This window comes from Pseudoflavonifractor gallinarum, from assembly GCF_014982855.1.
Lineage (GTDB): Bacteria > Bacillota > Clostridia > Oscillospirales > Oscillospiraceae > Pseudoflavonifractor_A > Pseudoflavonifractor_A gallinarum.
Window position 1 is genome coordinate 113,794 of record NZ_JADCKF010000006.1, and the last position, 12,453, is coordinate 126,246.

General features: G+C 59.8%; 17 protein-coding genes and 1 riboswitch. Of the genes, 1 reads left to right on the forward strand and 16 read right to left on the reverse strand.

The window, feature by feature from the left end:
• Position 1 precedes the first annotated feature (1 nt).
• The 13 genes from cobJ to rpmG all read right to left on the reverse strand — a co-directional run bounded on the left by cobJ (position 2) and on the right by rpmG (position 10,795).
• Positions 2–736, reverse strand: a complete 735-nt coding sequence (cobJ, locus tag INF37_RS08000) for a precorrin-3B C(17)-methyltransferase (RefSeq protein WP_101693458.1) — start codon at positions 734–736, stop codon at positions 2–4.
• The gene (locus tag INF37_RS08005; protein WP_193537586.1) at positions 727–1,782 is read right to left on the reverse strand and encodes a cobalt-precorrin 5A hydrolase; all 1,056 of its coding nucleotides are present in this window, start codon (positions 1,780–1,782) and stop codon (positions 727–729) included. The genes cobJ and INF37_RS08005 overlap by 10 nt, the downstream gene beginning before the upstream one ends.
• Positions 1,779–2,537, reverse strand: a complete 759-nt coding sequence (cobM, locus tag INF37_RS08010; protein WP_193537588.1) for a precorrin-4 C(11)-methyltransferase — start codon at positions 2,535–2,537, stop codon at positions 1,779–1,781. Before cobM ends, INF37_RS08005 begins: the two co-directional genes overlap by 4 nt.
• On the reverse strand, positions 2,534–3,688 hold the full coding sequence (gene cbiD / locus INF37_RS08015; protein WP_193537590.1) for a cobalt-precorrin-5B (C(1))-methyltransferase CbiD: 1,155 nt from the start codon (positions 3,686–3,688) through the stop codon (positions 2,534–2,536). Before cbiD ends, cobM begins: the two co-directional genes overlap by 4 nt.
• Before the next feature lie 86 nt (positions 3,689–3,774).
• Positions 3,775–3,958, reverse strand: a riboswitch (cobalamin riboswitch).
• 115 nt (positions 3,959–4,073) lie between these two features.
• Positions 4,074–6,140 carry a sensor histidine kinase gene (locus INF37_RS08020; protein ID WP_193537592.1) on the reverse strand — a complete coding sequence of 689 codons (2,067 nt, stop codon included), beginning with the start codon at positions 6,138–6,140 and terminating at the stop codon, positions 4,074–4,076.
• A 43-nt stretch (positions 6,141–6,183) separates the two neighbouring features.
• Positions 6,184–6,885, reverse strand: a complete 702-nt coding sequence (locus INF37_RS08025) for a response regulator transcription factor (protein WP_101693463.1) — start codon at positions 6,883–6,885, stop codon at positions 6,184–6,186.
• A 220-nt stretch (positions 6,886–7,105) separates the two neighbouring features.
• The gene (rplL, locus tag INF37_RS08030; protein ID WP_101693464.1) at positions 7,106–7,486 is read right to left on the reverse strand and encodes a 50S ribosomal protein L7/L12; all 381 of its coding nucleotides are present in this window, start codon (positions 7,484–7,486) and stop codon (positions 7,106–7,108) included.
• A 107-nt stretch (positions 7,487–7,593) separates the two neighbouring features.
• A complete protein-coding gene (gene rplJ, locus INF37_RS08035) occupies positions 7,594–8,139 on the reverse strand; it encodes a 50S ribosomal protein L10 (protein ID WP_101693465.1) in 546 nt (181 codons plus the stop codon).
• 407 nt (positions 8,140–8,546) lie between these two features.
• Positions 8,547–9,239, reverse strand: a complete 693-nt coding sequence (gene rplA, locus INF37_RS08040) for a 50S ribosomal protein L1 (protein WP_101693466.1) — start codon at positions 9,237–9,239, stop codon at positions 8,547–8,549.
• Positions 9,240–9,258: 19 nt separating this feature from the next.
• Complete coding sequence (gene rplK / locus INF37_RS08045; RefSeq protein WP_101693467.1) at positions 9,259–9,684, reverse strand: 50S ribosomal protein L11; 426 nt, start codon at positions 9,682–9,684, stop codon at positions 9,259–9,261.
• Positions 9,685–9,772: 88 nt separating this feature from the next.
• On the reverse strand, positions 9,773–10,297 hold the full coding sequence (gene nusG, locus INF37_RS08050; RefSeq protein WP_193537594.1) for a transcription termination/antitermination protein NusG: 525 nt from the start codon (positions 10,295–10,297) through the stop codon (positions 9,773–9,775).
• Between the two features lie 12 nt (positions 10,298–10,309).
• Entirely contained in the window at positions 10,310–10,591 is a 282-nt protein-coding gene (secE, locus tag INF37_RS08055; RefSeq protein WP_101693469.1) for a preprotein translocase subunit SecE, read from the reverse strand.
• A 39-nt stretch (positions 10,592–10,630) separates the two neighbouring features.
• Positions 10,631–10,795: a 50S ribosomal protein L33 gene (gene rpmG, locus INF37_RS08060; RefSeq protein WP_087262704.1), complete on the reverse strand. Its 165-nt coding sequence runs from the start codon at positions 10,793–10,795 to the stop codon at positions 10,631–10,633.
• Between the two features lie 335 nt (positions 10,796–11,130).
• Between rpmG and INF37_RS08065 the strand changes: the two genes are divergently transcribed.
• Positions 11,131–11,298, forward strand: a complete 168-nt coding sequence (locus tag INF37_RS08065) for a hypothetical protein (RefSeq protein WP_193537597.1) — start codon at positions 11,131–11,133, stop codon at positions 11,296–11,298.
• On the opposite strand, the gene INF37_RS08070 is transcribed toward INF37_RS08065, so the two are convergent.
• From INF37_RS08070 to INF37_RS08080, 3 genes are all read right to left on the reverse strand, one after another.
• Positions 11,295–11,444: a hypothetical protein gene (locus INF37_RS08070; RefSeq protein ID WP_193537599.1), complete on the reverse strand. Its 150-nt coding sequence runs from the start codon at positions 11,442–11,444 to the stop codon at positions 11,295–11,297. The two genes, INF37_RS08065 and INF37_RS08070, sit on opposite strands and share 4 nt — an antisense overlap.
• Before the next feature lie 91 nt (positions 11,445–11,535).
• A complete protein-coding gene (locus tag INF37_RS08075) occupies positions 11,536–11,736 on the reverse strand; it encodes a hypothetical protein (RefSeq protein ID WP_186964418.1) in 201 nt (66 codons plus the stop codon).
• Positions 11,737–11,781: 45 nt separating this feature from the next.
• Positions 11,782–12,447: a hypothetical protein gene (locus INF37_RS08080; protein ID WP_193537601.1), complete on the reverse strand. Its 666-nt coding sequence runs from the start codon at positions 12,445–12,447 to the stop codon at positions 11,782–11,784.
• Positions 12,448–12,453: the final 6 nt, after the last annotated feature.

The following is a 12,453-nucleotide window of genomic DNA, read 5'->3' on the forward strand; positions in this document are numbered from 1 at the left end:
CTCACATCCCCCGCTGGAGATAGCCTCGGGGGGTGACCATCTTTCCGCCGATGAGGCAGGTCTGCCGGTTGCCCACAAAGACTGTGGTAAACATGTCCACCTGGGTCTCCCGCAGCTGGGCGAGGGTGCAGGTATGGGCCTCCTCCCCGGCGCGGCCGATGTTGCGGACATAGCCGCACACGGTATCCGGGCTCTTTTCCTCCAGCAGGATGTCACAGGCCCGCTGGAGATAGTCGGCCCGGCTCCGGCTGGAGGGATTGTAGAGGCAGAGCACAAAGTCGGCCCGGGCCGCCAGGCGCAGGCGATTTTCGATGGTCTCCCAGGGAGTCATCAGGTCGGAGAGGGAGACCACCGCAAAGTCGTGGGTCAGGGGCGCGCCCAGTACGGCGGCTCCCCCACAGGCGGCGGTGATACCGGGGACCACCTCGATCTCGATGGGCGGATAGTCCCGGGATACCTCGTACACCAGGGCCGCCATACCGTACACCCCCGAGTCGCCGGAGCAGACCAGGGCCACATCCCGGCCGGCCGCTGCCTCCTCCACCGCCATACGGCAGCGGTCCACCTCCCGGCGCATACCGGTGGAGCGGCGCTCCTTGTCGGGGAACTGCCCCTCCAGCAGGGCAATATAGGCGGTGTAGCCCACGATCAGGTCGCAGCGCTCCAGAGCCTCCACGGCCCGCCCGGTCAAATCGGCCCCGGCGCCGGGGCCCAGTCCTATCACGGTCACTCGCATGGTGTTTCCTCGCTTCCTTCTTCAAATGAGACGGCCCATGGCCGCCGGGCCACCGCAACGGTGACCCCGTCTGCCCCCTGCTTGGGAACTAACAGCGCTCCCCCCGCCCGCACGGCGGCACGCTCGCAGACGTTGTCCACCCCGGTCACCGAGCGGACAAAGGCGGAGGGGGTAAAGGCTCCCGGTGTCCCGGCCAGCTCCTCCGCCGTCCAGACCCACAGGGGCAGCCCTTGGGTCCGGCAGAACTCCAGTAGCCCTGGCTCCCCCTGTTTCAGATCAATGGTGCTTACCTGGAACACCGCGCGCGGATGGAGCCGGAAGGCCTTCAGGGTCTCCTCCACCGCCCGGGCGATGGTCTCGGAGCTGGTTCCCTTCCGGCAGCCGATGCCAAGAGTAAGCACCGGTGGGACAAGACGCAGGGTCACCGGGTAGGGTGCCTTTTCCACGTCCGCAGTCAGGACGATCCCCACCTCAGACGGCCCCGACGAGAGGCCCTCCGGCCGCTCTCCCTGTATAGGAAAATCACTTTGCAACCCTACGGAATCCCCCGCCAGAAGGGCGGCGGACACCCGTTTGGCCGCTGTTTTGCTGTCAATGTATAGTCCTTTACACTTCGCCCAACTGTCTACCGCGAAACGCCCGTTCACATCGGTGGCGGTGGAGATAGCTGCCGTACCGTCCGTGAGCCGGGCCACCCGGCGGGCCAGGTCGTTGGCCCCGCCCACATGGCCGGAGAGGAGTGGGACCACCCAGGCCCCTCCTTCGTCCACACTGACCACGGCGGGGTCGGTATACTTGTCCCTCACCCAGGGGGCGATGGCCCGGACCGCAATGCCGCAGGCCCCCACAAAGAGGAGCCCCTCGCAGTCGGCAAAGCACGCTCCCGTCCAGTCGGCCAGCCGCTCATAGGAGGCTGTCCCCAGTTCCTGGGCCAGCCGTGCCGGGAGGGCCAGCTTCACTTCCTCCCCCTGTTCCTCCAGTGCCCGGGCCAGGGAGCAGGCCAGACCATATCCCCGGCGGGTGAAGGCGGTGAGGGCCAGTCTCATGCCTCGGTCCCCTTCCGGCAGCCGTGGGTAAAGGTCGGGTCATAGAGCTTGGAGCGCTCGTAGTCCTCTCCCAGGAACCGTCCCACGGTGATGAGGGCGGTCTTGGTGACGCCGTTGGTACGGGCGGTCTCCGCCAGGGTGGAAACCGTACAGCGGAACACCCGCTCCTCTGGCCAGGTGGCCTTGTAGACGATGGCCGCCGGGGTGTCGGGGGCATATCCCCCCGCCATCAGCTCCCGCTCCACCTCCTCCAGCAGGCCCGTGGAGAGGAAGAGCACCATGGTGCAGCCGTGGCTGGCCATCTTGCGCAGTGCCTCTCCCTCAGGCACCGGCGTCCGCCCGGCCATACGGGTGATGATGACGCTCTGGGAGACATCAGGCAGGGTGTACTCCGCCTGAAGGGCGGCCGCCGCGCCGGAGAAGGAGGAGACGCCCGGCGTCACATCGTAGGAGATCCCATCCACATCCAGGGCGTCCATCTGCTCCCGGATGGCCCCGTAGAGGGAGGGGTCCCCTGTGTGGAGCCGGACGGTGGTCTTGCCCGCCGCCTCGGTCTCCCGCATGACGGCCAGAACCTCCTCCAGGGTCATGGAGGCGCTGTCATAGACCTGACAGCCCTCTTTGCGGTACTCCAGCAGGGCCGGATTGACCAGGCTCCCCGCGTAGATGATCACGTCGGCCTCCCCCAGAAGGCGGGCCCCCCGCACCGTGATCAGGTCGGCCGCGCCCGGTCCGGCGCCAATAAAATGGATCATAAGGATTCTCCTTCCCCGCGCCTGTGGCGCGCCAGCAGTTCACTGGCCCCCGGGGTCTGCCCCAGCAGGCCAAAGCGGTTGGAAAAGACCACCGCCTGAATTTCCATCTCCTCCCCCGCCCGATGGCGGAGGTTCTCATAGAGCGCCCTGGTCAAAGAGGCCATCACGTCCTCCCGCAGCCCCGCCTCCTCCAGAAGCTCCAGGGCCGCGTCGGTGGTGGCCGCTTCAAAGACTCGTTCCACCAGCCCCCGGGGCGCGCCGCACAGGGCAGCGTGGGCGGCCATGGTCTCCCGGCGGCCGTCCGCCGTCCGGGAGTGGGTGTTCATGGCACCGCCGGCCACCTTCACCAGCTTGCCCAGATGCCCCACCAGCAGGAAGCTGGAAAAGCCCAGCCCCGCCGCGTGGTCGATGGCGGCGCCCAGGTAATTGCTGCAGGAGATGCAGCCCTCCGTCTCCAGACCCAGATGGTCCCGGGCGTAGTCCTCCCCATAGTTGCCCGGCGTGACCAGCAGGTGCTGTACTCCGGCGGCATGGGCCATGTCCAGCTCCAGCGTGATGGAGTCCACCAGAGCCGCCTCGCTCATGGGGCGGACGATCCCGCTGGTCCCCAGGATGGAGATCCCACCCTGGATACCCAGCCGTGGGTTGAAAGTCTTGCGGGCCAGCGCCTCTCCCCCGGGGACGGAGATGACCGCCTCCAGCCCGCCGTGGTCCCCTGCCTCCTGCAGGGCGGCCGCGAGCTGCTCGGCGATCATCCGGCGGGGGGTGGAATTGATGGCCGCCGCGCCGGGGGGCTGGTCCAGTCCCCGACGGGTCACCCGGCCCACGCCTTCTCCCCCGTCCACCCGCAGCGTGCCGTCGCTCCGCCGGGAGACTCTGGCATAGATCCGCATGCCATCGGTCACATCCGGGTCATCCCCGCCGTCCTTTTCCACGGCACACATGGCCCAGTCCGCTCCAGCGGACCAGTCCAGCAGCTCCACCTGCACCCGCACGCCGGCGGGGGTGTCGATCTCCACTCCGGCCGGGCGAATACCAGTCAGCAGGGCCTGCGCCGCGCCCCGTGCCGCCGCCGCGGCACAGGTGCCGGTGGTATAGCCGCAGCGCAGCCGCTGCCGCCCTACCGGGATATAGTATTCCAGCTTCGGCATGCTCCACCTCCCCACAGAAAAAGCCCGCCTCCAGAGGAGACGGGCCGCAGATCTGCACAGGCAAACAGCGGCGCTCTCCACCTAAGAGCGACGTCGGCCAAAAGGCAGGTCTCCTGGCTTGCGCTTCTTCCGCCGGCGTCCCTTCTCGGCAGAGCCAATGGGTCTGACGCCTTTGTCCGCGCTTACAGTAGAGGTAAGACTGCGCCGGATTTTCACCGGCTTCCCTTTTCAGCGGCGAGCCCTCGCCGCACCGTTTGGCAGTTACTAGACATTAGTATAACCATATGCCCGCAGAAAGTAAAGTGGATTGTCTATTTTGTACACATCTTTTCCCAGAGAAATGCCCTGAGGACGGGGACATCCTCCCATCCGCAGGGCATTTGGCTTATACTGACTCCGTTCCTTCCGGAAGGGAGGGCTGGACACACGGGAATTCCACCTCCACGGTGAAGAGGTCGGCGTCGGTCCGCAGCCGGAAGGTTCCGCCGCAGGCCTCGGTAAAGCTCTTGGCGATGGCCAGACCAAGCCCGCTCCCGCCGTCGCTGCGGCTCTCATCCCCCCGGACAAAGCGCTCTGTGAAGTCCTTCTCCCGGGACAGCTCCTCCCGGGAGATGTTCTGGACGCACACCCGCCCGCTCTCCCCGTTGGTCTCCAGGGTGAGGTAGGCCCGGGAGCCCTCCAGACTGTACTGGAGCACATTCTGGATCAGGTTTTGAAAGACCCGGTAGAGCCGGTCGCCGTCCGCCCGGATGAGGACCGGCTCCGCCGGAAGCCGGGTGCGCAGATCCAGACCGCTTGCGGCGATGGGCTCGGCCTGGTCGGCCAAGGTCTGCCGCAGCAGCTTGGCCAGGTCCAACTCCTCCCAGTGGAGATTCAGATTTCCGGAGGCCGCCTTGCTCACGTCAAAGACCTCCTGTACCATGTTCTTCAGGCGCTGGGCCTTGTCGTTGAGGATGGTCACGTAGTCCCGCACATGGTCAGGCAGTTCCTCCTCTTCCAGAAGGGCCGCATAGCTCAGGATAGAGGTCAGCGGGGTCTTGAGGTCGTGGGAGACGTTGGTGATGAGCTCTACCTTCATCCGCTCGCTGCGCAGCCGTTCCTCCACCGCCTGCTGAAGGCCGCTGTCGATGTCGGCTACCGCCTGGGAGAGCCCGGCCAGAGGTCGCTCCGCCGCCAGCATGGTCCCCTGCTGTTTCCTGCGCACCGCCTCGATCTGATCGGAGAGAGCCCCCAGGTCTTCGATCATCGCCCGCTCCTCCTTCCAGTGGAGAAAGACGATCCCCAGCAGCACCAGCCCCACCAGTCCGATCAGGAATGGGACCCAGATCCGGATGGAGCCGCTGCGCCAGGCCGACAGAAACAACTCCAAGTCAAAGGCCGCGGCCCCCAGGGCCAGAATCACCACGGCCATCAGGTGGACCACTCCGCTCCGCATGGCCCGGCGCTGGAGGGGCAGGTCCAACCCATCTCCCCGCAGCTTTCCCGCCAGCCAGCCGCAGAAGCTCACCCGGCACAGACGGCCCCGATTGCAGAGGAAGTCGTTGAGGTAAAACACCATCACCCAGCACAGGCCGATGGCAAAGGCCAGGAAAATGGGCTCGTAGGCATAGGACAGGGACACCATCAGCGGTCCCACCAGGAGCGCCAGGAGGAGCAGCTTGATCTCCAGCCAGATCTTCCCCGTGAGGCGTCCGGCCGCCCGGAAGGTCAGCGCCATCCAGCGCCGCCACAGGAGGCTCCACACCACCAGCGCCACACCCAGCAGGAAACAGCCTGCCACGATACATACCGCAAGGCGCATGGTGTACAGGGTATCGGCTACATCATAGAGCCCCATAGAGTGGTAAAAATACACCGGTGTCTGGGCGGCAGCCAGACGGATGGTCACGCCGTCCCACGGCTCCCCGGTGTCAGCGGCAGGCTCCTCCCCGCCAGTCTCCCCAGGGACCGCTGTCGCCATGGGTGTGGCCGCCCCAGTGATACCGGAGAGGTCAAAGCCCCGTCCGCTGTCGGTCCAGCCTCCGCCCACAAAGAGCTCGGTGTCCAGATTGCGGTAGCCGGGCAGCTCCCACTGCTCCCACTGGTCCCGGTAGACCTCGTCTCCATAGACATCCACCTCAGCGCCGTCCTTCCAGATCTGCACCTTGCCGTCCCGGTACTCCAGGTAGAAATTATAGCCCGGTTCCTGATGTCCCGTCAGATTTCCCGTGATGCCGTTGAGGTTGCCGGCCAACAGTTTCTCATCCTGCCAAATCCCCCAGCGGAGGTTCTCATCCTGGAAGCAGGATGTCTCTTCCCCGGTCAGCACAAACTCCAGCATGGCACGCAGGTCATAGCTGATCTCCCTGCGGAAGCGCCGGGTATCCTGATAGTCGCTGCGGAAGCTGTCCGCCACATCACCCAGTTCCAGGCTACCGGCGCCCAACAGTCCGATACCTCCAAAAATGGCCATGAGCGTTAGTCCGATCAGGAGGAACAGCACACTCAAAATACCTTTACTTTTTTTCCATTTTGTATCCAATGCCCCACACCACCTTTAAATACTCCGGTTCCTTTGGATTGAGTTCGATCTTTTCCCGGATGTGCCGGATATGGACCATGACCGTGTTTTCCGAGGCATAGGCCTCCTCCCCATCCCACACCCGGCGGTAGATCTCCTCAGCCGGAAAGATCCGTCCCAGATTGCGCATCAACAGATCCACGATGCGGGTCTCAGTAGCGGTGAGTCGGACCGGTTCTCCATCCACCCGAAGCTCCAGCGCCTCCGGCAAATAGGTAAGACGGCCGTTGACGATCTCTCCGCTCCGCTCTTCCGCATGGACGTCCCCCAGCCGGGTATACCGACGCAGCTGACTGCGGACCCGGGCCAGCAGCTCCTGGGGATTGTAGGGCTTGGACACATAGTCGTCCGCCCCCATGGAGAGTCCCAGGATCTTGTCGCTGTCCTCACTCTTGGCGGAGAGCACGATGATGGGCAGGTTCCGTTTCTCCCGGATCTTCATCAGTGCGGAGAGGCCGTCCAGCCTGGGCATCATCACGTCCAGCAGGATGAGCTGTACCGAGCGCTCACAGGCCAGCTCCAGCGCCTCCAGGCCATTGTAGGCCCGCAGCACCCGGTATCCCTCCTTCTCCAGCAGCAGGGCAATGGCCTGGACGATCTCCCGGTCGTCATCTACTACCAGTACACACGCTTCCATCTAGACATCTCCTCCACCGTTTGAACTTCCCCGATCGGTCCCGATCTCCTTCCGGCAAGGATAGGATAGCAGGCGCTTCTTATAGTTTTCCAGGGGCATTTCTTAGCAATTTCTTAACGTTATCCCATCATAGCATTTGATCTGTCCGTCGTCAAAGGGCATAAAAAAACGTGCGTGCCCCGACTGGGACACGCACGTTGCAGTACAGCAAGAGAAACTCTTACTTCAGCTCGACCTTGGCGCCGGCCTCCTCGAGCTTCTTCTTCATCTCCTCGGCCTCGTCCTTGGAGACACCCTCCTTCAGAGCCTTGGGAGCGCCCTCGACCAGGCCCTTGGCGTCAGCCAGGCCCAGGCCGGTGATCTCGCGGACAACCTTGATGACCTTGATCTTAGCAGCAGCGTCGAAGCCGGCCAGAACCACGTCGAACTCGGTCTTCTCAGCAGCAGCCTCGCCGCCGGCAGCGCCGCCAGCAGCGGGAGCAGCCATAGCAGCAGCGGAAACGCCGAACTCCTCCTCCAGAGCGTGCACCAGCTCGGACAGCTCCAGAACAGTCAGGCCCTTAACCTCTTCAATCAAAGCAGTGATCTTCTCGCTAGCCATGATAAGATACCTCCTAAATTCAATCATTTAAAAAATAAGTTTGAGTCTCCCCAGTGCGGGGATGCGGGGAACAGAACCGCTGTCAGGCGGGTACTGACGTACCAACCTTACTCGGCAGCGGGAGCCTCCTCGGCAGGAGCAGCCTCGACGAAGCCGCCCTTCTCCTCGGCGATCGCCTTGAGGACGATAGCCAGGCTGGTGATGGGAGCCAGCATGGTGCCCAGAACCTGAGCCTGCAGGACTTCCTTGGAAGGCAGGTCGGACAGAGCCTTGATCTCGTCCAGAGACAGCACCTTGCCGTCCATGAAACCGGCCTTGATGGTGAACTTCTCGCCGTTGAACTGCTTGGCGAACTTCGCGATCACACGCATGGGAGCGATGGGGTCACCATGGCTCAGGGCCAGAGAAGTGGTACCATTCAGAACGGAATCCATCTCCTCCAGACCCACGTTGTTGATGGCGAAACGAACCAGGGTGTTCTTCACAACAGCGTAGTCCAGCTCGTTCTTGCGGCACTCGGCACGCAGGGCGGTATCCTCGGCAACGGTGATACCCTTATAGTCCACCAGAACACCGCTGGCAGCGGTCTTCAGCTTCTCAGTCAGGTCGGCGACAATGGCCTGCTTCTCACTCAGAACCTTTGCGTTAGGCATGTGGGATTCACCTCCATGAAATAAAAAATGCTATTCTCATGCTCAAAGCACGAAAACAGCACAAAGAAAGCTTCTTCACTTGCTGCATTCTCGGCGGGGCTTATGGCTGCCCGCTGTCTTTGAACACGCGAATTATTATATCACCCCGGACAGGCTATGTCAAGCATAACCTGTCCGGAAATGATCTTTTTTGTGGGGCTGCGCCGGATGGCACATCTCCCCGGCTTGTCACGCTACGGCTCGCGCACGATCGGGTCGCGGCCTTCGCGCTTCCTTGGGCACGCTCCGCACCCTCCGCTGCGGCACACTGCGCCCCGCTCCGCCGGAAATGCCGCTTCCCCTACGGGGTCGCCTGTTTTCCGGTCTGCGCGGTTCACTGTGCGCCTGCTTCGGGCGCTTCGCGCTTCTTACACCAGCTTGGCGCCGTTGATCTTCACACCGGGGCCCATGGTGGTGGCGGTGACACAGCTCTTGATATACTGACCCTTGGCGGCAGCAGGCTTAGCCTTGATGATGGCGCCCATGAGAGCGGTGAAGTTCTCGGTCAGCTTCTCAGCGCCGAAGGACACCTTGCCGATGGGGCAGTGGATGATGTTGGTCTTGTCCAGACGGTACTCGACCTTACCGGCCTTGATCTCCTTAACAGCCTTGGCCACGTCGGGGGTGACGGTGCCGGCCTTGGGGGAGGGCATCAGGCCCTTGGGGCCCAGGACCTTACCGAGGCGGCCAACCACGCCCATCATGTCGGGAGAGGCGACGACCACATCGTAGTCGAACCAGTTCTCGGACTGGATCTTCTGCACCAGGTCCATCTCGCCGACGAAATCAGCGCCGGCCTCCTTGGCGGCCTCAGCCTTGTCGCCCTTGGCGAAGACCAGCACGCGCTGGGTCTTGCCGGTGCCGTGGGGCAGGACGATGGCGCCGCGGACCTGCTGGTCCGCATGGCGGGAGTCAACGCCCAGCTTGACGTGCAGCTCGACGGTCTCGTCGAACTTGGCGGTGGCGGTCTTCACGACCAGGTCCATAGCCTCAGCGGCATCATAGAGAGTGCCCTTCTCGATCTTCTTGGCGCTCTCGACGTACTTCTTACCTCTAAACATTGCTTCTCCCTCCTTCGCCTTAGTCGCCCACGACAACGCCCATGGAGCGGGCGGTGCCGGCGATCATGCTCATGGCGGACTCGATGCTGGCCGCATTCAGGTCGGGCATCTTGGTCTCCGCGATCTTGCGGACGTCCTCCTTGCTGATGGTGGCAACCTTGGTCTTGTTGGGCACACCGGAACCAGACTCGATGTTGCAGGCCTTCTTGATGAGCACGGCGGCGGGAGGAGTCTTGGTGATGAAGGTGAAGGAGCGGTCGGCATACACGGTGATGACGACGGGGATGATCATGCCCACGTCATTCTTGGTGCGCTCGTTGAACTCCTTGGTGAAAGCGGCGATATTCACGCCATGCTGGCCGAGGGCGGGGCCCACAGGGGGGGCGGGAGTCGCCTTGCCGGCAGGAATCTGCAGTTTGACGTAACCAGTAACTTTCTGTGCCATTTGAAACAGCACCTCCTACTTAAATGTGGTTGAGACGGAATTGATACAATTCCTCCCACGTGCGGGGGATACGGGGTCTTTCACCCGTTTAGTCGTCGACCCGCTCCACCTGATCGAGCTCCAGCTCGACAGGGGTCTCACGGCCGAACATCTCGACCACGACGCGCACTTTGCTGCGCTCCAGGTCGATCTCTTCCACGGCGCCCAGGAAGGACTCCAGCGCGCCTTCAGTGATCTTGACGCGGTCGCCCACTTCATAGCCGACCACGACTTCCTTCTTCTCCACACCCATGGAGGCAACCTCCTCCTCGGTGAGGGGAATGGGCTTGCTGCCCGAACCCACAAAACCAGTCACGCCGCGCACGTTGCGCACCAGGTGCCAGGTCTCGTCGGTCATGACCATCTTCACCAGCACATAGCCAGGGAAGACCTTGCGGTCCACGGTCTTGGGCCCGTTTTCGCTGATCTCGGTAACCGTCTCCATGGGGATGTTTACCTCATGGATGAGATCGCGCATCCCGCGGTTTTCCACCGCCTTCTCAATGGAAGCAGCTACGGTGTTCTCGTAACCAGAATAGGTGTGCGCGACATACCACTTCGCGTTATCTGCCATACTCGCCGCTCCTTAACCCTTAAACAGATTCATGAGCGCGGCGAAGACGGACTGCGCCAGCCAGTCAAACGCCCAGATGCAGATGCCAATGACGATACAGCACACGATGACGACGACGGTGTTGTTGATCGTCTGCTTTTTCGTGGGCCACTGGACCTTCTTGAGTTCGACCTTCATCTCGCGGAACCACTTGCCGATGCGGGCGAAAAAGCCAGGCTTGGACTTCTTGACGTCCTTCTTGGACTTGTCCGCCTTGGCGGCAGCGGCCTGCTCGTTCTTCTCATAATCAGGCATTCCGTACACCCTTCTTTCTTAATGAGAGATACATTCTCATTACTTGGTCTCGTTGTGAACCGTATGCTTTCTGCAGAAGGGGCAGTACTTGTTCAGCTCCAGACGGTCGGGAGTGTTCTTCTTATTCTTGTTGGTGTTGTAGTTTCTCTGCTTGCACTCGGAGCAGCGGAGGGTGATCTTCACCCGGGAACCTGCCTTTGCCATGTGTTCGGCACCTCCTTCAATAGTTGAGCGGTACACCGGCATAAAAAAACGCCGGATACAGCCCTTGGCCGAATCCAGCGACGTGGGCGCACTGCGCCTATCGTCACGGTGCGGACTCGGCATGTCTGCCTCCCTATGTCCTCGCCTGGAGGGGAGGGTTTCATGCCCGTCACACCGTAAAAACGCGCACAAAAGAAAAGCCCTCTTTCATAGGTGTTTTCAGAATAGCACACCCTCCACCGAAAGTCAAGCTTCTTTTGAAATAACTTCAATTCGCAAAGTAAAAAATAAACATAAAAAATCCGCCCCGGTTGGGGCGGAGTGGAGGTAAATATATGGATAAAAATTATTGTATTTCACACGAAGAAAGAAGACGAATCATCAAAGAGCAGCTTGACTCTCTCTTAAAATTATATGAAACACAATCTTTGTCTATCACAGAACAAATAGAACTTGCAAAAACAATAGAGCAACTATCCCGCAACCTAGTTCTCGCTGGTTAATCTGGAATTTTATCCAATGCGCGCTTGGCCATTAAGATAAGCTCCTCAATTCTATCTTCCGAAAATCTTTCATTAGTAGAAGCCGCTTGGGTAGAATAATACGCGGCTACCAATTCAACAGCTAATTCTTTATTGCTTTTTCCCATTAAAATCCCCTCCTAAGTTTTAGTAAATAATACCACAATTACGGTATTTTGTCCAGAAGAGCGTGGGCAAATTGCCCACGCTCTTCGCTTTTTATTTTTCGATTGTATATCCGCAATGTTTGCACTGATATAGTTTCTTTTTCTTGCCAAGCGCTCCACCCAAAAGACCTACTGGCCCTAAAAGGATTCCACCAATTGCGGCTTTCCCCAAACTGACTCCACCAGTTCTTTCACCGACAGCAGATACGGCCATATGGCCACATTTGGGACACTTCACTGGTACTTCCGGCATAATTACATCTCCTATTCTCTGTTTTCAAAAAATAACTGAAATTAGTTATAGCCCAGTATCATTAATATCTTCCTCGTAGTTTTTATCAGTGTATGAAATAAGCAAGCCAACCTCGTAGCGTTCGGCCATCATCCCCAACATAATATCGGTTGTTTCAGTTTCCCACTGAGCACGATAAACAACATATCCGTATTCTAGTGCGTCTGCTGGGCCAGCCATATCTATCATCTTTTGGTCTTTTAACGATATAATTTCATCCTCGTATGGTTCACCATATTTTTTGATTAACATTTCTTTTAAGTCGTTGTAAACAGGGATATATTGGCCAGCGTTTGAGAATTTTAACGGGAAAGTGTAGAATCCTTCATACAATTTATCATCGTCAAACAAATATGCGGCATATGAATCATACCCGCCTACAACAGTTTCCCCAGCAAGTTTTTCATCGGATTCAATCAGAGTAATTTCTGTTTCGTATTTTTTGACGGTATCTCTATTTTCACCCCATTTTGCATTACGAAAATCAGCATCTTCTCTTTTCGTTTCAATAGGCTCTTCCGTTGGGGTCGCAACTGGCATTTCAGACGTAAGCGAGTTTTCAATATTGCTTGTTTGAATCGGAGTATTTTCTGGTTTTGTACTAGCTGTGCTTTGGCATCCAGACATTAAGATAGCGATAGTTAGGACAAATAAGAAAAGATATTTCTTCATTATAGG